This window comes from Spartobacteria bacterium UBA695 (genome assembly GCA_002298145.1).
In the GTDB taxonomy this organism is placed as follows: Bacteria; Verrucomicrobiota; Verrucomicrobiia; order Chthoniobacterales; family Chthoniobacteraceae; genus UBA695.
Map to the genome: position 1 here is coordinate 23880 of DBMP01000013.1, position 19888 is coordinate 43767.

Consider the following 19888-nt stretch of genomic DNA (forward strand, 5'->3'; position numbering starts at 1 on the left):
CGGGTTGCTTTTTATGGACCCTCTAATTACTTAACCGGAACAAAACCAACCTGTTCAGCAATCTTCTGGCCCTTGGCGCTCAGAGTGAAATCAACGAACGCCTTGGCGGTACCGGCGGGCGTGCCGTTGGTGTAGTAGAACGTGGGACGGGAGTAAGGATAGCTCTTGCTGCGCACGTCGGCCTGGTTGGGCACTTTGCCGTCCACCGCGGCGACCTTGACGCCCGGGGCCTGCGTGTAGGCGAGGCCGACGTAGCCGATGCCAGCCGGGTTTTTGGCCACTTCGGAAACGATCTGCTCGTTACCGGCCATCTTCTGGGCGCTGCCAGCGTAGTCCTTCTTGCTCATGGCGAGCTCTTTGAAGTCGGCGTAGGTGCCGGACGCGGTGTTGCGGGTGTAGATGGAGATCTTGCCCGGGGTGCCGCCCACGGCGGACCAGTCGGTGATTTCACCGGTGAAAATCTGTTCGACCTGCTTGGCGGTGAGGTTCTTGACCGGGTTCTTAGCGCTGATGACGATCGCGATGCCGTCCCAAGCCACGATGGTCGGGCGGAGATCGAGGCCCTTGGCCTGCGCGGCGGAGATTTCCGTCGGCTTGGCGCGGCGGCTGGACATGCCGATATTGGCCGTCTGGTCGATCAAGGCGGCGAAGCCGGTGGAGGAGCCCTCGGCGGCGATGTTAAAGGTGGTGCCGGGGTTTTCCGCCTTGAAGGCTTCGGCGAGCTGCGGGACGAGCTTGGCCCCGAGGGTATCGGAACCCTTGATGACCAGCGTCTCGGCGCTGGCGAGAGTGGCGGTGGCCGCGAACGCGGCGGCAATGGCGATTAGGTTTTTCATAATGACTTTGGTTTTTTTAGAACAATCTGAGCTGATCTGTCTTTTAAAAGAAGGAATTGCCGGTGCCACCCTTGGCACCGGCATGCGTGAAGATTCGTCTAGAACTTGATGTTCAGGTCGACCTGGACCACTTGAACGCTGTTCACGTTGGCGATGGCCTGCCCTGCAGTGGCCTGGCCGCCGTAGAGATCGCGGCGGAGGTTCCACGCATCGTAGTAGGTGACGCCCGCCACGCAGTAGTCGGTGAGGTTGTAGTTGATGCCCGCCTTGACGCCCTGCATGTTCAGGTAGCCGAGAGCGAAGTCGGAGTCGTTGAGGTTGGGGTCAACCGAGGAGAGACCCGTCTGGCGGTAGTTGGCCAGGATGGACCAGTCGCCGGCCTTCTTGTTTTCGCCCACCTGGATGCCCGCCAACCAAGCGAGGTCGTCGCGGTCGGAGTGGGTGGAGACCGGGTGGCCCTTGTAGGTGCCGATGCCGTTGAGGCCGTAGATGTCTTCCGTGCGCTGCTTGCCCGCGGTGTTGTAGGCGATGTCCCACAGGAACTTGGTCTTGAGGCCAAGGAGCTGGAAGGAAACGTCGCCCGGAGCGGTGATGATCGAGAGATCGCGCTGGGAGCTGAAGAGCGCCGTGCCGGTTGTGACCGTGTAGAGCGAGGTGCCCGTGACGACGGCGGTGCCGGTGGTAAACGAGGTCTGGTTATTGAGCACGCCCACGTTACCGTTCGTGTAGGTCATGTAGCCCGGGGCCACGGTGACTTTCACGTTCTTTGTGACTTTGGCGCTGGCGATCAACTGGGTGGCGAAGAGCCAGGAGTCGGTGCCCGCGTCGTGCGTGCTGTAGTCGTACTTGCTGGTCCAGGCGGCGGTGCCGGCTTCCTTGTTGTCGGCAAAGGCAAACTGCCCAGCCACGATGCTCAGGCCGAAGGGGCTATCGCTGGAGCCGAGGGCCTTGAGAATGTCGAGTTTCTCAACCGCGCCTACCGGGTTGATATCGGCGTCCCACACGAGGTCGGTGGTGTAGAACGGGTTGGGCTGTTTGCCGCCGATGACGGTCAGGTAATCGTTGGCCCAGCCGAAGTAGGCTTTGCTAATGTAAATGTTGTAGTTGCCGAAACCCGCGGAGTTATCCTTGGGGTCGTCGATGGTCTGGTTGCCGCTGTCGGCAGCCTGGGCGGTCTGGAGACCGACGCCGCCGAAGAACCCACCGGCGAGGGTGAAGTCGGCACCAAGGCGCAGACGGATGCGCTCACGGCTCTGCTGGGTGTCGTGGGCGTCGTTACTGGCCGAGGCGATCTGGTTCTGGGTGCTGTCGTACTGGTAACGCAGACGGATGTCGCCGTAGAGCTTCAGGCTCGTAATCGAGTTGGAGAGCTGAATCTTTCCGGCGTTGGTCTGGGTGTTTTCCTTGATGAGGTCGGCGCGAACGTCCTCGGCCTCCTGGGCGGAGAGGACTTTCTTTTTAACCAACGCGTCGATAAGGGCACTGCTATCCTGGGCCATGGTTGCTGCGGCGCTTCCGATGGAGAGCGCGCAGGCGAGGGCCCACGTAGTGAGGTTTTTTTGGGTCATGAGGTCGTTTCTAGTGATTTTTCAGCCGCTGCTTCCAGGGCCTAAGCCGGATGGCTGCGACCGGGGCAAGCTGAGGCCCCCTTGTGACAGCCCTGTGGCGCAAATGTGACAATCGCGTGACAATTCCCCGGCTTGCCCAGGGCGCGGTTTCCGGCGATGCTCAGCTCCGCGATATGAGTCTCTCTTCGCCGCTGCCATGCTCCTCAAATACCGCAAAGTCTTTAACATCGGCCTCCAGAACACGTTTGTGTACCGCTGGAACTTCCTTCTTCGTTCGCTCTTTGGGCTGGTGCCGCTGGCGGGGACGGTGCTGATCTGGCGGGCGATTTTCGCGGGGACGGGGGAGTCGGTCGGCACGTACGATTACCACGGCATGATCTGGTATTTCCTCATGGTGATCCTGGTGGATAACCTCGTGACGCCCACCGAGGACGAGTGGCAGATCGCCGCCGACATCCGGGAGGGGCAGATCAGCGCCTTTATGATCAAGCCGCTGAATTACCTCGGGTACCGCTTCGCGCTGTTTGTTTCCTACCGGCTGGTTTACACGCTGGTGACGGTGTTGCCGCTGGGGCTGGCGTTTTTCTGGTTCCGGGAGGTGATCGTGCTGCCAAAGGCTTTGGCGACGTGGCCGATTTTCTTCCTCTCGGCGGCGATGTCGGCCTGCATCTCGTTCCTGATCTCCTACACTCTGGCGCTCGCGGCGTTCTGGATTCTGGAGATCAGCACCATTGTTTTTATCCTATTCTCGTTCGAGTATTTCCTGAGCGGCCAGACCTTCCCGCTCGACATCATGCCCGGGTGGTTCCAGGCGATCCTGCAATGGCTGCCGTTCCCGTACGAGCTGTTTTTCCCCGTCCAGGTGTTCCTGGAGCGGGTGGAGGGGGCGGCGCTTTGGCGCGGGCTGGCGATCCAGGCGGGGTGGGTGGCGATTACCTACGGTATTTCGCAGTTGGTCTGGCGGCGGGGCATTCGGCGCTACCAGGCGGTGGGGGGGTAGGCTCCGAATGTAAAAAGAAAAGCCGGCGGAATGACAAGCTCAGGAAAAACACGAACTCGACCGCTGGCAGTAAGGTAGACACGAGCCCGCTGATGGCATGCCGTACGAATTCAACCCTTTGCGAGTAAACTCCTGCATGTCTCATGGTCTCTACCAACCAGGAATCCTTGACGAGCACGAGCTCATCAATCCAGAAGAGCGTGCTGAGCAGCAACATCCCATAGATAGCCTTCTGCCATTTTCCCGAAGCCTGAGATCCCTCCCAAAGGATCCACCCTAAAAAAGGCAACATGAGATAGCAGGTAAAATAGTGATGTGGCCAAACGACCCGATTGCATAGGCAGAAAACGGCCATTATTCCCGCGATGCTTGCAACGATAATGGAAGACTGGCTATTGGCAATTCTGCTGTTTTTCCAGTAACCCCAGTAGATACACCCAATCAAAGTCCAGTTTACCAGGGAAAAGAATTTCGCGGCATCGACTCCGAAAAGGTTAAAAAATAGTGCAGGGAGGCTGATCCCCGAGGGGATGTTGGCCTTGGGTAATATTTCTGTGAAAAACGTGTGATAGGGAGCGGTGCCCGCCTGATAAAGAACGGCCCCATTAAGGAGGATTGTCAAAACGCCCATTACGATAAGCGTTTTCCACTTAATGGGTTTGAGCAAGAATAACGGACACCAACTCAGCCCAATGCCTTTGAAGACAATTAGAGGAATGGTGCTAAACGCTATGACAGTCTCCCTCTTGCGCAGCCAAGCATAACTGGTAAGGGCAATCAAAAAGCCCAAGAAAGGAGAAATGTTGCCGATCTCCAATGTCGTCGATATTTTGCTTCCGAGCAGCATGGGGATCGCGGGAAGAAGGGCTGCAACTCCTTCGGTGTAGGTTGGCCTCTGGAAAAGAAGACGGCAGATGCGAGATGAAAAATAGCCGATCCCAAATAGCGAACTGCTCATCAGCAAAAGCCAAATGCGTGTGGCTGTGGGATAGTTAAAAAAGGCCAAAGGAGACAACAGAATGGCGAGAGGAGGGGGATAGATATAATGGCACTCACCCTGCAAATTAGGACTGAGCGCCAGAATTTCAGGTGCTACCTGTGAACTACTGGGCAGTGCGATTCCTGGATAAAAATTCCAATGTCCTTTGCGATTGAGGTTGGCTGTGGGTGAAGAGTCGAACAACCTGGAGGCAATTAACGGCTTGAAGACGGGGGCTGCATTATAAACGTCGTCGTTTGGCGTGGGATACAGGGAGTTCCAAAGGTGATGGTGTGCCGCGAGAGCCCCGATGTAATACTGTCCGAAGTCGCCTCCTTGCATTTGCCAGCTTGGGGGGAGTTTTTCTTTATAGAACCAGTGAAGAAGAGGGTATGTTACCACCATCCACGCGCCGCATACGGCGACCATTATCCGCACGAATTTAAGTGGCGGAATCCTTCCTTTTAGGGAAGAGATGAGTGGATCAAAAAGAGTCATATTGTAAAATATTCTTTTAAAGAATGCTGAAACAAGGAAGAGTTTTCCAGTATATTTTTATTCCCCTCCGGGGCATACCCCGCCGTTTGGGGGCGGATGGCTATTCGTAAATTTTCCAAGATGGTTTTTCCCAGGGTGATGTTACTAGATACGAAGAGTTGGGGGCTAATCTTTATTTGCGCTTATTCTATTGGAGGAAACTTAGCGTTTGCCGCTGGGGAATCGCACCCATTCCCGGTCCACACGGTTTACGCCCGGGGGACGCTTAAGCCGTCGCGGCGGCAGGAAATGCTCGATAGCACGGTGCTGGAGGTCTACCGCGAATGGAAGGCGGCCTATCTGCAATCGACGGCGGGCGGTGCTCAGCGCTACGTGGCCTGCAATGCCGACGGCGCTTTCAGCCCGAAGGCGACACGCTCCGTTTCGGAGGGGCACGGCTACGGGATGCTGGCAGCGGTGCTCATGGCCGGAGCCGACCCCGAGGCGCATCGCGATTTCGATGCCCTTTTTGCCTTTCTGCGAGCCCACCCGGCGAAGGGGTACCCCGCGCTGATGGCCTGGCGGCAATCGGCCCGGGGCGAGGCGCTGGTGGAGCGCCGGAATGACGACCGGGAGACGGCGACGGACGGCGATCTCGACATCGCCCTGTCGCTCCTCATGGCTGACCGCCAGTGGGGGAGCCAGGGGGCGGTCGATTACCGGGCCGAGGCGCTTGCGACGATCCGGGCGATCCGCGCTGCGGAGACGGACGCCACCCATGGCACCTTTGCGCTGGGGAGCTGGGTCGAGCGGGAGAGCAAGCAATGGGGCGCCACGCGGCCCTCGGATTTCATGCCCGCGCATCTGAAGGCGTTCGAGGCCGCCAGCAAAGATCCTCTTTGGGCCCAAGTGACTGGCGCAACCTATCGCCTTTTAGCCGATCTGACACGGCAGTACAGCCCGCAAACGGGGCTATTCCCGGACTTCGTGGCGGGGGAGGGGGCGGCTTACCGGCCTGCGCACGCTGGTTTTCTGGAAGGCGAGACCGACGGCGCTTTTGCCTACAATGCCTGCCGGGTTCCCTGGCGGCTGGGGACGGATTACCTCCTCACCGGCGACGAGCGCGCCCGGGTGCTCCTGGCACCGTTCAATGCCTGGGCTGAGAGGGTTTGCGAGGGCGATCCCGCGCGGTTTAACGCCGGTTATCGCCTGGACGGGACGGCGCTCAAAGAAGATGCCAGCGCTGCCTTTACCGGCCCGCTGGCAGTGGCGGCGATGACCGACCCGGCGCGGCAAAAATGGCTCGATGCCCTCTGGGCGCACCTCGCGGCCCGCCCCCCGGGCGAAGAAGGCTACTACGGCAACACGATCCGGCTGCTCACGATGATTGTGATTTCAGGAAATTGGTGGCAGCCTTAAGCCTCCTTATCCCATGCGCCGCTATCTGGAAATCTACGCGATCATGTTTCGCAACTCGCTCATTCGCGAGATGAACTTCAAGACGAACTTCCTGCTCTGGATCCTCGTCGAGGCGCTCTGGTTTATGGGGCAGATCGTCTTTATCGAGGTGATTTTTCAGTACGTGAACCAGATCGGCGATTGGACGAAATGGGAGGTGATCCTCTTAATCGGCACCCACCAGCTCATCAGCCAGGTGTTCCAGGCGTTTTTTTACCTAAATATCGTAAATATCCCCGAGCTGGTGCGCACGGGTCGGATGGATTTTATGATGCTCCTGCCGATGGACACGCAGTTCGCCATTTCCACGCGGCAATTCGGCCTCGATAGCGTGATCAACGCCGGGGTGAGCGTGGCGATCATCGGCTTGGCGCTGGCCAAGCTCGGCCTGCGGCCCACGGCGGGACAGGTGGCGCTTTACACGGCGGCCGTCGGAGTGGGGATCACCATCCATTACTCCATTATGTTCCTCCTGACCACGTTCTCCTTCTGGATTGTGCGCGCCCAGGGGCTGGTCTACGGCTATTATAATATTTTCAACATCGCCCGCTATCCCGACTCGATTTTCCGCCAGGCCCCCGTCATCAAATTCGTTTTTTCGTGGGTCATCCCGGTAATCCTCGTGGCCAACGTGCCCGCGCGCGTGCTCGTTCATGCCGATTCGGGGTCGATCGGGTGGCGGCTGGCGCAGATGGTTTCTGCGGCGCTGATCATCTTGACCGTCACGCGCTGCGTTTGGAGAGTGGCGCTTTCGCGTTACACCAGCGCCAGCTCGTAAGCGGCGCTTTACTCCCGCTGCGCGTTAACCCGTTCCACAAAGTTACGCAGGATGCGCAAGCCCACCTTTTGGCTTTTTTCCGGGTGGAACTGCGTGCCCGCGACGTTGCCCCGCGTGGCTGCGGCGGCGAACACCTCGCCGTACTCGGACGTGGCGGCCACCTCGGAGTTCTCGGCGGGTGCCGGGAAGTACGAGTGGACAAAGAAAACGTGTGGGTTGGCGGGGAGCCCCTGCCAGAGCCAGTGATCCGGCTGGGGAAACTCCAGGCTGTTCCAGCCGATCTGCGGAACCTTGAGCCCCGGCGTGGTAAAGCGCTTGACCTGGCCCTTGAAAAACCCGAACCCGGCCTCGCCATTGGGCGCTTCCTCGCTGCCTTCGAAGAGCATCTGGTAGCCGACGCAGATCCCCAGGAAGGGACGGCCAGACTGGAGCCATTGCTGGAGCGGTTCCCAGAGGCCGCGCACCTGGATGCCCTTGACGCAGTCGGCGAACGCCCCCACCCCAGGCAGCACCACGGCCTCGGCATGAGCCAGGCCCTCGGGGGTGCCGATAAGCTGCACGTCGGCGCCTTCGTGCTGCAAGGCTTTGTGGACGCTGCGGATATTGCCGCTGCCGTAGTCGATAAGGGCGATCATGGGAGAGCCATTAGAGCATTTCCGGGCTGGAAACGCCAGAAAAACGCCGCTTGGGGGGGCCCTTTAGGGCTTGATGTCGTGCTTGGTCAGGAAGGCTATTAACTCCTCCGTGCCGAAATCAGGAAGCACTTTTTCCCCCACGACCAGGGTGGGCGTGAGGCGCTGCCCGGAGAGGCGAATCATTTCGTCGTAGTCCTTGGAATCGGCTTCCACGTCGATTTCATCGTACTTGTACCCGTGTTCGTCGAGCCATGCCTTGGCGCGCACGCACCACGGGCACCACGTTTTGACATAGAGTTTTAGCGAAGTGGCCACGGGATCCAATCTACCCAAAGTTTCGCGGGTGGCAAGCCGCCGGGTTGTGCCTCCGAAGGCTTACAGAGGCCATTCGCCGGTCCAGACGCGCGGAATGAGCGAGTGTCCGGCGTAGACCAAGCGCCAGTCCCACGGCTTCCAGCTCTGGCGGCGCCAGGTGAATTCGAACGGGTCCCGGGAATGGTTGAGCGCCTCCTGCACCGCTTCGGCAAAGGGCATCCCGTTGCCGGAGATGCGCAGCCGGGTGGAGAGCTTCGCCTCCGGGCCCTCCAGGGTGAGCTTGGTTTCGCTGGCGGTGATCTCCAGGGTAAAAAACTGGCGAAGCACCTCGGCGGTCATGCGCACGGTCGCCGCTTTGTCGTCGTTGCCCGAGGTGCGGAAGTCCTCTGCCAGGAGGGGCTTGAATTTCCCCCAATTCCGCGTTTGCGCCGCTTCGAGCAGGTGGCGCTGGTGCAGCTGCACCTGGCGCTCTGGTTGCCATAGCCAGGCGCACCACCCCAAGGCGATCAGTACGAGAAGCGCTGCGAGCGGTTTCCATCGGGTGATGAGGAAAGCCAGGAGCATGGGAAAAAAGGGGTTAGCCTTCCTCCGTCGCGCCTTCGTCCTTGGCCCGGCTCTCGAACCGGGTGAATTCCTTCAGGAACGTCAGCGGAACGTCGCCTACGGGGCCGTTACGTTGCTTGGCGATAATGAGCGTTGCCTTGCCGCTCTTTTCCTCCCGCTCCTCGTCGTTTTCGGCGTAGTACTCCTCGCGAACGAGTAGGCCCACCAAGTCGGCGTCCTGTTCGATGGAGCCGGATTCACGCAAGTCAGAGAGGCGGGGGCGGCCCTTGCTGTCGCCCGTGCGCTGTTCCGGATTTCGGTTCAACTGGGCGAGAACGATGATCGGCAGCTCCAGTTCCTTGGCCAGCGCCTTCACGCCGGAGGAGATTTCCGCGATTTCCAACTGGCGGTTGTCCTGGGCGCGCTTGCTGGTTGATTTCAGCAGCTGAAGGTAGTCGATGACGATGAGCTGGATGTTGTCCTGCGCCTTCATGCGGCGGGCCTTGGCGCGCAGCTCCAGGATGCTTAAGCCAGCGGTGTCGTCGATGAGGATTTTGCTCTCGGAAATTTTGGCCGCTGCGTGGGTCAGGTTCTGGAAGTCGCGCTCGGCCATGAAGCCGTCGCGCACTTTGCCCAGGTTCACCTTGGCCCGCGAGCAGAGGAGACGTTGGACGAGCTGGTCGCTGCTCATTTCCAGAGAGAAGATGCCCACGGCGTGGCCTCCGTTGAGCGCCACGTTTTCGGCGATGTTCATGGCCAGGGCCGTTTTGCCCATGGAGGGACGGGCGGCGATGACGATCATTTCCGAGGAGTGGAGGCCGTCGGTCATCCGGTCGAAGTCCTCGAAGCCGGTGTGCAGGCCGGAGATTTCCCCCTTGCGGTCGTAGAGCTTCTCGATCGAATTCAGGGCGGAGACGACGGCGTCCTTGATCTGGAAGTTCTTGTCGTTGAGGCGGCTTTGGCTGATTTCAAAGACCTTTTTCTCCACGTCGTCGAGGAACGTGTCGACGTTTTCCTGCTCCTCGTAGGAGCGGGCGGCCAGGTCGGTGCAGGTGACGATGATCTGCCGCAGCGTGTGCTTTTCCTTGAGGATCTCAAGGTAGTAGCTGGCGTTGGCGGCAGTGGGGACGAATGTGAAGAGGCTCGTTACGAAGGCCGGGCCGCCGACTTTGTCCAATAATCCCCGGTCGCGCAGGAGCTGCGTGAGGAGAATGAAGTCGATCGGCTTGTTGGCGTCGTAAAGCTCGCGAAGAACGGTGAAGATGGTCGAGTGCGCCGGAACGTGAAAGTGTTCCGGCGAGATCTTTTTCTCCACGCATTCCCCCATGACTTCACGGGGTGCGAGCAGGATGGAGCCCAGGAGGCCGAGTTCGGCGTCCTGGCTCTGTGGTAACATCCGGTGGACATCCGGTGAATAAGTCCCCTTATCCCGAAGGTCCGACCGGTCGCTTTGTGCCTTTTTCGGCTTCGCCTTTTTTTCGATGGCGGCCGTTTCGGGCATGCGTTACTTCGTGTGCTTGGCCTTCGGCTTCGCTTTGAAGCCACCGGCTGCTTCTTCACCTTCGACGGCGGCTTCCTCGGAGGCTTTCTCCTGGGCGGCGGCGGATTCGATGGTGACGGTCAGCTTGGAGGCGACGTCGTGGTGCAGCTTGATGGCGACTTCGTGGGCTCCGCTTTCTTTGAGCGGGCGCTCCAGTTCGACGCTGTGGCGGTCGATCTCGATGCTCAGCTCGCTCTTGATGCGGTCCACGATGTCCTTGGCGGTCACGGAACCAAACGCCTTGCCGGTTTCGCCGGTTTCGAGCGTGAAGGTGAGCTTGAGTTTGTTGATCTTGCGCGAGATCTCCTCCGCTTCGTTGAGCTCGGCGGCTTCGCGCTCGGCGCGCTTGGCTTTAAGCTGGTTGATGCGGCGCAGCGTCACGGGCGTCACTTCCAGGGCTTTGCCGGAAGGAACGAGAAAATTGCGAGCATAGCCGCGTTTGACTTTAACAACGTCGGCTTCGGCGCCCAAGGACGCGATCTTTTCAGTGAGAATAACTTCAGTGGTTGGCATATGTCGTCTCCCGGCCTGGAATTTGCGGGACGTTCTTAGTAGCCGCTCCGGGTGCTTCTGTCAACGCGCTGTTTGAAGAAACTTTCACCGAGGCGGTCGCGGAGGAGGCGGCGGGCGTGGGGGCGGGGAGGCCGTTTCCGTCGTCGATGATGACGGTCATGCCCTCGGTGATCATGTTGGCGAGGCGGATGGCGTCCCAGTTGGCCAGGCGGATGCAGCCGTGGCTGCCCGCGCGGCCGATGGTCCAGGGCGAGTTGGTGCCGTGGACGCCGATGCCGGGTTTGTTAAGCCCGCACCAGAGGACGCCGACGGGGTTGGAGGGCCCGGAGGGGATGTTAAAGAAGTGGTCGGTGCGCACGCCGTGCATGAGGACGCCTTCGTCGTGCCGGAACCAGGGGAGCGTGGCGATGCCGAGGATGCGCCACTTGCCGACGGGGGCGGGTAGGGAGGCGGAGCCGGGGGTGATGGGGAAGGAGGCCAGCAGTTTCTCGCTGCCGCCCTTCGCGTCTATCAGGTCGAGCATCTTTTCCTTGGTGTTGATGCGGAGTTCGCGGGTCTTGAATTCCGGAACGGGGGGCAGTTTGCCGACTTCCCGCACGGTCTCGATTTTAAAGGGGGGGACGTTTGGGACGAAGATCGTGTCCCCCACGGCGAGAGTTTCGAGGTTCTTGCCGGGGTTGATGCGGGCGAGGAAATCCGGATCGGCGTGGTAGCGCTCGGCCACGAATTTGAGGAGCGAGGGGTAGGGGAGCTTTTTCAGCTTCGACTGGGCCTCGGGGCCGCTCGGGACGTCGCCCACGCGGTTCTGGTCCTCGGGGGTGATGGTGTACTGGGTGTAGATCGGGTCGATGGAATCGAGCGGGAGGGCGAGGCCTTCCTCCAGGACGCCGGTGCCGGGGAGGTTGTTGGCCTTTTCGTAGCGGGCCAGGGCTTTTAGGGTGAATTCCTTCGGGCGGCCGTCGATTTTCCCGGGGCCGAAGCCTTTGTTATCGAGGAAGATCTGGAGGCGCGTGGCCAGTTCGCGTTCGCCCACGGGGACGGCTTTGACCACGCGGACTTCGGGTTCGATCGCGGCCGCGGGGCTCGGTGATCCAAGGGGGGCCGGGGCGGGGGTTTGCGCGCCGACGGGCGGCGGCGGAACGACCTGCGCCAGGACGGTTGAGGTGGCGAAAACGAGGGCGATACAGGCTGACTTCATGGGAAACGAGGGGCGGAAAAGTTTGCCGGATAGTCTTGGCGCGTTTTTGCTCGGAGTCAATATGCGGATGTTAAAAACGGGGCCTTGGGATGGGAAAATAAAGGGAAACTAATCTTTGGACAACCGGGCCGGAATTTGTCATTACCCAGAGAGGAACTTGCATTATGACCGAAGAAGAAATCAAAGAGCTGGACAGCGCCGTGAAGAAGGCGCGTTACGTTTTATCGCAAAAGGCCGGGGAGCTGCATGATCTCATCGAAGATCGGCTGCCCGCAGACTACAAAGAAATCCCGGCTTATGCGGAAGCAGCCTTCAAAGCCTGCCAGGTCTGGGACGAGCTGAACCAGAAGCTGATCGCCGCTAGGAAATAGATAAGCACAGTCGCGAACGGGGGACGTTATTTATATACTCACGCAAAGGCGCAAAGCCGCAAAAAAGACAAAGGCAGACCATATCCTTCTTTGCGCCTTTGCGCCTTTGCGTGAGACTACTGCCTTTTTCCGGCTTAGGTAGTCTTGGCCCCGCCGGAGTTCTAAAACTCGTAGAGCCGCAGCCCGGGATGGATGTAGGCGAGAGGCTCCCGGGGACGTTCCCACAGGAGGCGGCCGGTGGAAAATAGCTCTTGGTAGAAGCGCTCCCGCTTTTGCCGGACCGGATCGGCTTTCCTGTTTTTCCCGGGGTTGAGGAAATAGCGGTAGTTTTGGTCGGAAACGGCGGCGTAGTGGATGCCCCAGGAGCGCAATTCCTCCAGGCTGCCGAGGTCGGCGGCGCATTTGTCGGAGACCCAGGCGGTTTGCGGAAACCAGTAAGCCGCTTGGCCGGATTGCAGGGCTTTTCCGAGGCAGGTACGGGCGTCGGCGGCCACGGTGGCGTCGGCGGGCAGGTTTCCGCGCATCCAGGTGATCAGCTCCCGGCGGTCGTCGGAACCGAATCCGGCGTAGCGCAGCCATAGGTCGGGCAGCGGCCAGAGGACGGCCCCCACGCCGAGGACCCAGGCGGCGAGCGCGGCGTGCCTGAATTTTCTTCGCGCCATTTCCGCGAGCCCTGCGGCTCCGAGGACGCCCAGGATGAGCATGGCGGGCAGGACGTAGCGGTCTTTGACCTTCGGGCAGAAGCTCATGGCCAGGATGAGCACGATGGGGAAGGTGCTCAGGACCCAGATAAAGGCGCTCTGGGCGCGGCGGTTCCTCCAGCGCAGCGCGAACCAGAGGAGGGTTCCCAGGAAAAGCGGCGGGGGGATGTAGCTGATGAGCCCGGTGATGTATTTGCGCTGGAAAAAGGAACCGCTCTCCTCGGCGGCGCTCTGGATCTTGTCGAACTCTGACCCGAGCCCGGCGGCGGCGTCGTTGGGGGTGAGGAAAATGTCGCGGTTGATGAGGGCGAAGACGGCCAGGGCGATGCCGAGGAAAAGCAGGGCCGCCTTCCAGGCTCCCCGGAAGGAGCGGGCCGGGGCCAGGATGGGGATGAGCCCGAGGGCCAGCGCGGAGAAGCCGATGTATTTCCCTGAGGCGGCGAGGCCCGCGGCGAGCCCGGCCACTGCGGCGGCGGCGAGCGAGGGGCAGCGGGCATACCAGCTGAGGGCGGCGAAGCACGTCATGAAGCCCCCGAGGAGTACGCAATCCTCCTTCATATAGTGGGCCAGCTCGAACAGCAGCGGGTTGAATACGAGGAAGCCCCCGGCGAGAACTCCGGCGATGGGGCCTCCCAGTTGCCAGGCCAGTAGCACCAGCGCCCCGACGGCGAGGGCGGCTCCGGTGGCGGAGGCCGCGCGGCCCATTTCAACCACGGCCTGGCCGGTGAGCGGGGCCCCGGTGACCCAGAGGGCGGCCCGAGCTGATTTTAGAAGCAGCAGCGGGTGGTGGAAATTGCGCTGGCCCGAGAGGACCTGCGCCACCTTGGTCGGCTCGTCGATGTGGTAAAAGTAGGGAAAGGTGGCGCGCCGGGTAAAGAGCCCGAGGGCCGCTGCGGCGAAAAGCAGGGCCGCGATCCAGGCGCGAGGGTCCGGCGCAGGCCAGGAGAAAATACTGGAGGTGGACGGAGCGTGGGATCGGGGGACCTCGACGTTCATGCGTGCGGTTTGGGGCGGGGCTGGTTTTTGCCGGACGCTTAAGCCCCTAGTCCCCTCCTTGGGGCAGGGCGCTGGGCGTGGCGGCTTTGGGCGGGACGTAGACGCCCTTTTTGGGCTTTTTCTGCGCGCTTTGGCCCAGGACGGGGAAGGTCTTGATGAGGAGGATCGCCTCTTCCCGGGTCAGCCCCCGGTTTATGGTAATGATGCCGTCGGAGACCCGTTTATCGACGAGCATGGCCGTGACGGCCCGTGTGTTGACGAAGGCGACGAGCATTGCGCCGCGGGCGTCGTTGGAAAGCGAATCGAGGGCGATGCGTCCGTGGGCGTCGAGCCGGAAGGCGCACCCGAAGGTTTCGTCATTGGCCGGGAAGGGGTAGATGGCCACGATGTCGTCCTCGGAAATCTCTGCGGATTTGGAAAGCGTCACTTTGCGATCCGATCCGGGCACGACCGAGGTCATCATGAAGGGCGCGCCGGAGACTTCGTTGACCTCGATGTGGAACCGGACCGTGACCTTGGGTTTCTTGGCGCCGGCGATCAGGCAAAGGGCCAGCAGGGGGAGGAGGAAACGCATGAAACGCATGGCGGGGAATTTGCGCTGTGCGAAACCGATTTGCAACTCTGTGTTGCAGGGTTTAAAAATGACCGCTGTGTTTAATTTCCGTGCTCGCCGTCTCTCTCGCCTCGCGCTCGCGGCGCTTTGCCTTGCGCTTACCGCGGCCCTGGGAGGGTGTGCTTCTGTTCCCAAATCGCCCAACAAAGTCCGCTATAACGGTCTGGACCTGACGGTTCTCACCGCGCCCTCGCCGCTGAAGCTCGGCGACACCCGCCGCCTGACGGTCGTCATGAAGCTCGCCAACCGCTCCCGCCGCTTTGTGCGCCTGGAGTTCCCCACGACCCAGCGCATGGAGGTCATCGCGCGCGACGCCGCGGGCCGCCAGCTCGTGGTCTGGAGCGAGGATGAGGCGTTTGAAAACGAGCCGTGCTCGGTCGGCATCAACCCGGGCGAACACCTCGAATACCGGGCGGTGATCGGCACGCGCGATTTCGTTGCCGGGCGCAGATACATTCTCGTGGCCTACATTACGGGCTATCCGAAGCTGAGCGTGGAGATCCCCATTACGCCCGAGCCGTAGCCGGGAGGCCGGGAGGCGGCTTGGGATCACGGCAAAAAAAGAAAGCAGGTTGAGATCCCTGCTTTCAAACAAAAAACAAACGCGGTGGGGGAAACCCGCCGGTCCTAGCTTCCGTTGCGCTTCAAGACGGCCGTCATGCGTGCCACTTTCTGGCGCATGATCTTGCCCATCTTAAATTTCACAGCGGCCCGGGCGGGAATTTTGTAGAGGCTGCCCGGTTCGTTCGGATTTCGGCCAACGCGCGGCTTGGTCAGGCGAATCTCGAAAACTCCGAAATTTCGCAGTTCGACGTCGTTGCCGTCGGCGAGAGATTCAGTGATGTAATCCAAGGTTTTTTGGACCACATCAAAGACTTGGGTCTGCACAAGACCCGTTTCGTTACTGATCCGAACGACTAAATCCCTCTTTGTCAAGTTCGCCATACAAAGCGGAAAATACCTCCCTACTACCTGGGCGGCAAGCGGAATATTTTGCCTTTGAAGGAATTGAAATCCCCTTCCCATGCGGGATTTAGGCTTGTTGGGGCTTTTTCTTAGCGCCGGGTGAGCCTTTTGGAGGCCGCTCGCAGCAGCGGGTTGGCCAGCGCGGCCACGGCTCCGGAGAGGAGCAGACGGCGCACTTCGGCGCGGGAAACTTTGACTCTCCGGGCGGTTTCCAGCGGGCGGGATTGCTCCATCAGCCGCAGGGTCCGGACGCCCAGCGCCCAGGGTAAAAAGCAGGCCAGGCGCACTCGCCAGGGCCGGATGGCCTCGATGTAGCGCAGCCCCTCGGCGAGGTGGGCCCGGGCGCGGCCGGTCCAGCGTTCGTAGGCCGCGCGGGCGAGGGCGGGGGCGGCGCGCAGCTCCCCGGGGGCATGGCCTTCAAGGTCGGTAAGCGGTAGGTAGCAGCGCCCGTTGGCGAAATCGGCCGGGGCGTCGCGCAAAATATTCACCAGTTGCAGGCCTTTGCCGAAGGCGATGGCGCGCCGGATGAGCTCCTCTGGCGAGGTGCCCGGGGCGTAACGGGGCAGGTGGCGCAGGCAGATGCGGGTCCAGAATTCGCCTACGCACCCGGCCACGCTGTAGGTGTAGTCATCGAGCTCTGCTTCCGTGGCCAGCGCGGTGACGCCGCTTTCCTGGCCGCAGGCTCCGAAGCGCTGCAAATCGAGCCTCTGGCCCCGGAGGATCTCCTCCAGGACGCGCGTGATCTCCTCGCGGTCGCCCGGTTCGGTCTGCTCCCAGAGCCGCCAGATTTCCGCAAAACGGCCGAGGAGTTCCCGCTCCGAGGCGTCGGGCAGGCCGGGGATGAAGCCGGATAAATCGGGCGCGGGGCCGGGGCCGCTACGCAGGGCCGAGGCCATGTGTGCGAGGGCCTCCAAGCGTTGGGCGGCGGCGCTCGCGGCGCTGTCGGCTACGGTATCGCTGGCGCGGGCCAGTAAATACGCGAGCCCCACCGGTTCGCGAAGAACCGGCGGGAGCATTCGAATGGTCAGGTAAAAAGACCGGGAAACCGCCTTCAACACGTGGTCGAGATCTGCTCGCATCCCGTGTGGGATAGGCGCTTCCCCGGTCGTTGGCAAGCTAGATCAAGGCCAGCGAGCGCAGCGTGGGGGTGTCGAGCTGACCCGTGACCGGGAGGCGGCAATCGGCCTGCCAGGCGCGGATCGCGGCCCGGGTGCCGGGGCCAGCGCAGCCGTCGATGGCTCCGCAGTAGTAACCGCGGCGGGCCAGGGCGCGCTGAGCGTCGCCTACGACATCGCCCGCTACCTCGCGGCCGACCACGACGGGACGGTCGTAATAATAGGGTGTATCGTAGTAGGCCGGGCCATAGTAAGGCCCGTAGTAGCCGGGGTAGACCGGGACGCCGACGCCGATTCCGACGCTCCAGCGGGGACCGCCTCCCCAGTGACCGCGGCCATAGCCGTGACCATAACCATGGCCATAGCCGCCATAGCCGTGATGCCAGTCAGCCATGGCGGGCAGGCTTAGGATGCCAAGCGCCGTTACGGCAAGTGCAATCGATTTGAAAATACGCAGCATAATAGGTGGGTGGATTCTGATAACTTAGACGCGGCCTAGGGCGGAATATTCACAAAAAATCGGGAATCTTCTTCCGAGGCCGCATTCTAGTGTTGCACATTGTCAAACAAGTGCAAATCGCGCGTACGCCTTAGGTGCCAGGGGGCGCGAAGGGGAGCCCGATACACGGAACGCCTGGATATCCATGGATCCAGGCGTTCCGTCGGGCATCCGCCCACGTTTTTTTTCTTTCTCCTTACAGGTGGAGAATTTTCAGCAAAAGCAAGAGGACGACGACCACCAGCACTAGCGCGGCGGCGCCGCTGGGGTAGTAGCCCCATCCCGAGCTATACGGCCACCGGGGCAGCGCCCCGATGAGCAGGAGCACGATGAGGACGAGAAGTAGAATTGCAGCCATATACCTTTGGGATTCGCGGGCGGCGGCGGGGGCGCGTGCGCGGGCTTACGCCGGGTTCAGCCGGGCGTTGAGCGTGATCTCCGCGTTGAGCAGCCGGGAGACCGGGCAGGTCGCCTTGGCTCGCTCTGCCGCCAGCTCGAAGGCCGCTTCGTCCGGTTCGGCGATCGTCACCGCAGCGTCCAGGTGGACGGCCGGAATGACAAACCCCTCCGGGCCCTTTTCAAGCGCAACGGCCGCCGTGGTTTGGATGCGTTCCGGCTTCATGCCAGCCTTCTCCAACTGCGCCGCAAGCGCCATGGAAAAGCAGGCTGCGTGGGCCGCCGCGATCAACTCCTCCGGGTTGGTCCCCGCGTCGTTTTCGAAGCGCTTGCCGAAGGAATAGGCCGCGCCGGGCAGGGCTCCGCTTTCCGTGGAAATCGTTCCGGAGCCGTCGCGGAGACCACCGTTCCAGACGGCGGAGGCTTTGCGGTAAATCATATTTAATAATGTAAAATAATACCTGGTTTGCGGCTACGCCCTGGGGGTGCGCCCCGTGATCAGGGAGACGATGAAGAGGATCAGGAAAATGATGAACAGGACCTTGGCCGCCCAAGCCGCCGTTCCCGCGACCGCTCCGAACCCGAGGACCGCGGCGACAATGGCGATAACGAGGAAAACAATGGAATAGCGTAACATAGAGCTGACTCCCGGTTTGGTGTACCCCTGAACTTCGCGCTTCCTGCGGTCCGTGGACGCTGGTGCGCGGCATGATGGATTCCATGAACGGCCGGGGTCCGGCGTCCGGCCTCCGCGCGCCATGCGTTTTTTTTCACGTCGTATGAAATCCACCTTTTGCACGCTGCTCCTGGCGCTTATGGCCGCGGGCGGCGTTTTTGCCCAGACCCCGGCCCCCTCGGCGTCGGCCACGGGGAGCCCCGCTCCGAAGCCCGATGATTCCGCCATGCGCCCGCCGGAAGAGCTCACCATTGAGCAGCAGGGCAACTCCCCCGTTGACCTTGAGCTGACCCGGATCATTCGCCGCGCGGTGCTTAAAGAGGCCGCCCTCTCGGGCCCGGCGAAGAACGTCAAAATCATCTCCGTTGAAGGCAAGGTGACGCTGCGCGGGCCGGTCCACTCCGAGCAGGAGAAAGCCATGGTGGGCGCCATCGCGGAGAAGGCCGCCGGACGAGGCAAAGTCACCAACCAGCTGGAAATCAGAAAGTAGCCTTTTTTTATTTGGCAAATCGTTAGCGGCCAAAGTGGTTGGGGGAAAGCCCGTGCCAAAGCATGACTGGCACGGGCTTTTTTTCCGAGAATTGCCATGGCGTCCCGGGCTGTTTTTGCCCTATGCTCGCAGGACCGATGAACTCGTTTGACCAAGCTGTTTCCGTGGTATACGACGCCCTGAGCGCGATTCGCACGAACGCCTCCGGCCCGCTGCCGAGGGCCGATCGCGCCGCGCTGGAACGGCTGGCGTCGGCTCCCGAGGCCGCCGGAGCGCCCGCGCCCGCGCCTGAGGCCAAACTCCCCTCCAGATCGCAGCCCGAACCCCAGCCCGCGCCCATCCCGGTCCGCGCCGACGCTTCGGCGAAACCGGCCGCGCCCGAGCCCGCGGCCGAGCCTTCCCAGAGCCAGGCCGAGCGGCTGGAGGCATTGCGCCAGCGGTTTGCCGAGTGTGGCAAGTGCCCCAATTTGGCGGGCACCCGTACCCACGTCGTTTTCGGCGTCGGCAACCCCGAGGCCCGGCTGATGTTTGTCGGCGAAGCTCCCGGGGCTGACGAAGACCGGGAAGGGGAACCGTTTGTGGGGCGCGCGGGCCAGCTGCTGACGAAGATCATCCAGGCCATGGGCTACGAACGCAGCGACGTTTACATCGCCAACGTCCTCAAATGCCGCCCCGACATGCCTCCGGGCGAAACCGGCAACCGCAAGCCGCGTCCGGATGAAATGGCCACCTGTTTGCCGTATTTGATTGAGCAGATCGAGATCATCCGCCCCCGGTGCCTCGTGGCCCTGGGCGCGACGGCCATGGAGGGGCTCTTGGGCGAACCGGCGGTCATGCGGCAGGTCCGGGGCCGCTGGCACAAGTTCCGCGACATCCCGCTCATGGCCACCTACCACCCCGCCTACCTCCTGCGCAACCAGTCGATGGCCGAAAAGCGGAAAGTCTGGGAGGATATGCTGCTCGTCCTGGAGAAGCTCGGCGATCCGATCTCCGCCAAACAGCGCGGTTACTTTCTGCCGAAAAGCCAGTAATCCCAAAAACGCTCCCTTGTTTTCATCGGCAGGCCGCAGATTACCAGGTAACCCCGAGTGCAGGCATAATACTGCCTTGTAACCTGTTGCCCCCGTAGGGACTTGTGGAGGCCTGCTTGTGCAGGGGAGGGGATAAAACCTTGGCCATGCGTCCGAAGGAATTTGTTGGTGTGTAATTTCTGTATCAATGATTG

At 61.4% G+C, this 19888-nt stretch carries 24 protein-coding genes; 7 read left to right on the forward strand and 17 right to left on the reverse strand.

Annotated elements, in window-relative coordinates; translation table 11 throughout:
- Positions 1–26 precede the first annotated feature (26 nt).
- Entirely contained in the window at positions 27–836 is an 810-nt protein-coding gene (locus B2828_RS06310) for a phosphate ABC transporter substrate-binding protein (protein ID WP_479632853.1), read from the reverse strand.
- 98 nt (positions 837–934) lie between these two features.
- Positions 935–2404, reverse strand: coding sequence for a putative porin (locus tag B2828_RS06315; protein WP_479632854.1), 1470 nt, complete (start codon positions 2402–2404; stop codon positions 935–937).
- A gap of 196 nt (positions 2405–2600) precedes the next feature.
- Here B2828_RS06315 and B2828_RS06320 point away from each other — a divergent pair, with 196 nt between their 5' ends.
- Complete coding sequence (locus B2828_RS06320; protein WP_479632855.1) at positions 2601–3404, forward strand: ABC transporter permease; 804 nt, start codon at positions 2601–2603, stop codon at positions 3402–3404.
- Here B2828_RS06320 and B2828_RS06325 read toward each other — a convergent pair.
- Positions 3337–4881, reverse strand: a complete 1545-nt coding sequence (locus tag B2828_RS06325) for a glycosyltransferase family 87 protein (RefSeq protein ID WP_479632856.1) — start codon at positions 4879–4881, stop codon at positions 3337–3339. The two genes, B2828_RS06320 and B2828_RS06325, sit on opposite strands and share 68 nt — an antisense overlap.
- 288 nt (positions 4882–5169) lie before the next feature.
- On the opposite strand from B2828_RS06325, the gene B2828_RS06330 reads away from it, so the two are divergent.
- Complete coding sequence (locus tag B2828_RS06330; RefSeq protein WP_479632857.1) at positions 5170–6279, forward strand: family 8 glycosyl hydrolase; 1110 nt, start codon at positions 5170–5172, stop codon at positions 6277–6279.
- A 13-nt stretch (positions 6280–6292) separates the two neighbouring features.
- On the forward strand, positions 6293–7096 hold the full coding sequence (locus B2828_RS06335; RefSeq protein WP_479632858.1) for an ABC transporter permease: 804 nt from the start codon (positions 6293–6295) through the stop codon (positions 7094–7096).
- Between the two features lie 8 nt (positions 7097–7104).
- Here B2828_RS06335 and hisH read toward each other — a convergent pair whose 3' ends face one another.
- From hisH to B2828_RS06365, 6 genes are all read right to left on the reverse strand, one after another.
- Positions 7105–7731 (reverse strand): imidazole glycerol phosphate synthase subunit HisH, encoded by a 627-nt coding sequence (hisH, locus tag B2828_RS06340; protein ID WP_479632859.1) that lies wholly within the window; start codon positions 7729–7731, stop codon positions 7105–7107.
- 63 nt (positions 7732–7794) lie between these two features.
- Positions 7795–8046 (reverse strand): glutaredoxin family protein, encoded by a 252-nt coding sequence (locus B2828_RS06345; RefSeq protein ID WP_479632860.1) that lies wholly within the window; start codon positions 8044–8046, stop codon positions 7795–7797.
- Between the two features lie 60 nt (positions 8047–8106).
- Positions 8107–8610, reverse strand: coding sequence for a hypothetical protein (locus B2828_RS06350; RefSeq protein ID WP_479632861.1), 504 nt, complete (start codon positions 8608–8610; stop codon positions 8107–8109).
- 13 nt (positions 8611–8623) lie between these two features.
- A complete protein-coding gene (gene dnaB, locus B2828_RS06355; RefSeq protein ID WP_479632862.1) occupies positions 8624–10090 on the reverse strand; it encodes a replicative DNA helicase in 1467 nt (488 codons plus the stop codon).
- A gap of 3 nt (positions 10091–10093) precedes the next feature.
- Positions 10094–10642: a 50S ribosomal protein L9 gene (gene rplI / locus B2828_RS06360; RefSeq protein WP_479632863.1), complete on the reverse strand. Its 549-nt coding sequence runs from the start codon at positions 10640–10642 to the stop codon at positions 10094–10096.
- The gene (locus B2828_RS06365) at positions 10629–11840 is read right to left on the reverse strand and encodes a L,D-transpeptidase family protein (RefSeq protein ID WP_479632864.1); all 1212 of its coding nucleotides are present in this window, start codon (positions 11838–11840) and stop codon (positions 10629–10631) included. The genes rplI and B2828_RS06365 overlap by 14 nt, the downstream gene beginning before the upstream one ends.
- A 164-nt stretch (positions 11841–12004) precedes the next feature.
- On the opposite strand from B2828_RS06365, the gene B2828_RS06370 reads away from it, so the two are divergent.
- On the forward strand, positions 12005–12211 hold the full coding sequence (locus B2828_RS06370; RefSeq protein ID WP_479632865.1) for a CCE_0567 family metalloprotein: 207 nt from the start codon (positions 12005–12007) through the stop codon (positions 12209–12211).
- A gap of 161 nt (positions 12212–12372) precedes the next feature.
- Here the strand turns inward: B2828_RS06370 and B2828_RS06375 are convergent, their stop codons facing one another.
- Both B2828_RS06375 and B2828_RS06380 read right to left on the reverse strand, forming a co-directional pair.
- Positions 12373–13908, reverse strand: coding sequence for a hypothetical protein (locus B2828_RS06375; protein WP_479632866.1), 1536 nt, complete (start codon positions 13906–13908; stop codon positions 12373–12375).
- Between the two features lie 46 nt (positions 13909–13954).
- Entirely contained in the window at positions 13955–14482 is a 528-nt protein-coding gene (locus B2828_RS06380) for a hypothetical protein (protein ID WP_479632867.1), read from the reverse strand.
- 67 nt (positions 14483–14549) lie between these two features.
- On the opposite strand from B2828_RS06380, the gene B2828_RS06385 reads away from it, so the two are divergent.
- Positions 14550–15044 carry a BsuPI-related putative proteinase inhibitor gene (locus tag B2828_RS06385; protein ID WP_479632868.1) on the forward strand — a complete coding sequence of 165 codons (495 nt, stop codon included), beginning with the start codon at positions 14550–14552 and terminating at the stop codon, positions 15042–15044.
- Between the two features lie 104 nt (positions 15045–15148).
- On the opposite strand, the gene B2828_RS06390 is transcribed toward B2828_RS06385, so the two are convergent.
- The 6 genes from B2828_RS06390 to B2828_RS06415 all read right to left on the reverse strand — a co-directional run bounded on the left by B2828_RS06390 (position 15149) and on the right by B2828_RS06415 (position 18134).
- Complete coding sequence (locus B2828_RS06390; RefSeq protein WP_479632869.1) at positions 15149–15466, reverse strand: HU family DNA-binding protein; 318 nt, start codon at positions 15464–15466, stop codon at positions 15149–15151.
- A 110-nt stretch (positions 15467–15576) separates the two neighbouring features.
- A complete protein-coding gene (locus B2828_RS06395; RefSeq protein ID WP_479632870.1) occupies positions 15577–16566 on the reverse strand; it encodes a phytoene/squalene synthase family protein in 990 nt (329 codons plus the stop codon).
- Between the two features lie 37 nt (positions 16567–16603).
- Positions 16604–17062, reverse strand: coding sequence for a peptidoglycan-binding domain-containing protein (locus B2828_RS06400; protein WP_479632871.1), 459 nt, complete (start codon positions 17060–17062; stop codon positions 16604–16606).
- A 235-nt stretch (positions 17063–17297) separates the two neighbouring features.
- A complete protein-coding gene (locus B2828_RS06405) occupies positions 17298–17459 on the reverse strand; it encodes a DUF3309 family protein (protein ID WP_479632872.1) in 162 nt (53 codons plus the stop codon).
- 45 nt (positions 17460–17504) lie between these two features.
- Positions 17505–17933, reverse strand: a complete 429-nt coding sequence (locus tag B2828_RS06410; RefSeq protein WP_479633366.1) for an OsmC family protein — start codon at positions 17931–17933, stop codon at positions 17505–17507.
- A gap of 36 nt (positions 17934–17969) precedes the next feature.
- Positions 17970–18134, reverse strand: coding sequence for a DUF1328 domain-containing protein (locus tag B2828_RS06415; protein WP_479632873.1), 165 nt, complete (start codon positions 18132–18134; stop codon positions 17970–17972).
- A gap of 142 nt (positions 18135–18276) precedes the next feature.
- Between B2828_RS06415 and B2828_RS06420 the strand changes: the two genes are divergently transcribed.
- Both B2828_RS06420 and B2828_RS06425 read left to right on the forward strand, forming a co-directional pair.
- The gene (locus B2828_RS06420) at positions 18277–18663 is read left to right on the forward strand and encodes a BON domain-containing protein (RefSeq protein ID WP_479632874.1); all 387 of its coding nucleotides are present in this window, start codon (positions 18277–18279) and stop codon (positions 18661–18663) included.
- 137 nt (positions 18664–18800) lie between these two features.
- Positions 18801–19694, forward strand: coding sequence for a uracil-DNA glycosylase (locus B2828_RS06425; protein WP_479632875.1), 894 nt, complete (start codon positions 18801–18803; stop codon positions 19692–19694).
- The last annotated feature ends 194 nt before the right edge of the window (positions 19695–19888 follow it).

Excerpts from the sequence above, each read along its gene's own strand:
- B2828_RS06310 (WP_479632853.1), bottom strand. The coding sequence starts at position 836 with ATGAAAAACCTAATCGCCATTGCCGCCGCGTTCGCGGCCACCGCCACT.
- B2828_RS06315 (WP_479632854.1), bottom strand. The coding sequence starts at position 2,404 with ATGACCCAAAAAAACCTCACTACGTGGGCCCTCGCCTGCGCGCTCTCC.
- B2828_RS06320 (WP_479632855.1), top strand. The coding sequence starts at position 2,601 with ATGCTCCTCAAATACCGCAAAGTCTTTAACATCGGCCTCCAGAACACG.
- B2828_RS06325 (WP_479632856.1), bottom strand. The coding sequence starts at position 4,881 with ATGACTCTTTTTGATCCACTCATCTCTTCCCTAAAAGGAAGGATTCCG.
- B2828_RS06330 (WP_479632857.1), top strand. The coding sequence starts at position 5,170 with ATGCTCGATAGCACGGTGCTGGAGGTCTACCGCGAATGGAAGGCGGCC.
- B2828_RS06335 (WP_479632858.1), top strand. The coding sequence starts at position 6,293 with ATGCGCCGCTATCTGGAAATCTACGCGATCATGTTTCGCAACTCGCTC.
- hisH (WP_479632859.1), bottom strand. The coding sequence starts at position 7,731 with ATGATCGCCCTTATCGACTACGGCAGCGGCAATATCCGCAGCGTCCAC.
- B2828_RS06350 (WP_479632861.1), bottom strand. The coding sequence starts at position 8,610 with ATGCTCCTGGCTTTCCTCATCACCCGATGGAAACCGCTCGCAGCGCTT.
- dnaB (WP_479632862.1), bottom strand. The coding sequence starts at position 10,090 with ATGCCCGAAACGGCCGCCATCGAAAAAAAGGCGAAGCCGAAAAAGGCA.
- rplI (WP_479632863.1), bottom strand. The coding sequence starts at position 10,642 with ATGCCAACCACTGAAGTTATTCTCACTGAAAAGATCGCGTCCTTGGGC.
- B2828_RS06365 (WP_479632864.1), bottom strand. The coding sequence starts at position 11,840 with ATGAAGTCAGCCTGTATCGCCCTCGTTTTCGCCACCTCAACCGTCCTG.
- B2828_RS06370 (WP_479632865.1), top strand. The coding sequence starts at position 12,005 with ATGACCGAAGAAGAAATCAAAGAGCTGGACAGCGCCGTGAAGAAGGCG.
- B2828_RS06375 (WP_479632866.1), bottom strand. The coding sequence starts at position 13,908 with ATGAACGTCGAGGTCCCCCGATCCCACGCTCCGTCCACCTCCAGTATT.
- B2828_RS06380 (WP_479632867.1), bottom strand. The coding sequence starts at position 14,482 with ATGCGTTTCCTCCTCCCCCTGCTGGCCCTTTGCCTGATCGCCGGCGCC.
- B2828_RS06385 (WP_479632868.1), top strand. The coding sequence starts at position 14,550 with ATGACCGCTGTGTTTAATTTCCGTGCTCGCCGTCTCTCTCGCCTCGCG.
- B2828_RS06390 (WP_479632869.1), bottom strand. The coding sequence starts at position 15,466 with ATGGCGAACTTGACAAAGAGGGATTTAGTCGTTCGGATCAGTAACGAA.
- B2828_RS06395 (WP_479632870.1), bottom strand. The coding sequence starts at position 16,566 with ATGCGAGCAGATCTCGACCACGTGTTGAAGGCGGTTTCCCGGTCTTTT.
- B2828_RS06400 (WP_479632871.1), bottom strand. The coding sequence starts at position 17,062 with ATGCTGCGTATTTTCAAATCGATTGCACTTGCCGTAACGGCGCTTGGC.
- B2828_RS06405 (WP_479632872.1), bottom strand. The coding sequence starts at position 17,459 with ATGGCTGCAATTCTACTTCTCGTCCTCATCGTGCTCCTGCTCATCGGG.
- B2828_RS06415 (WP_479632873.1), bottom strand. The coding sequence starts at position 18,134 with ATGTTACGCTATTCCATTGTTTTCCTCGTTATCGCCATTGTCGCCGCG.
- B2828_RS06420 (WP_479632874.1), top strand. The coding sequence starts at position 18,277 with ATGAAATCCACCTTTTGCACGCTGCTCCTGGCGCTTATGGCCGCGGGC.
- B2828_RS06425 (WP_479632875.1), top strand. The coding sequence starts at position 18,801 with ATGAACTCGTTTGACCAAGCTGTTTCCGTGGTATACGACGCCCTGAGC.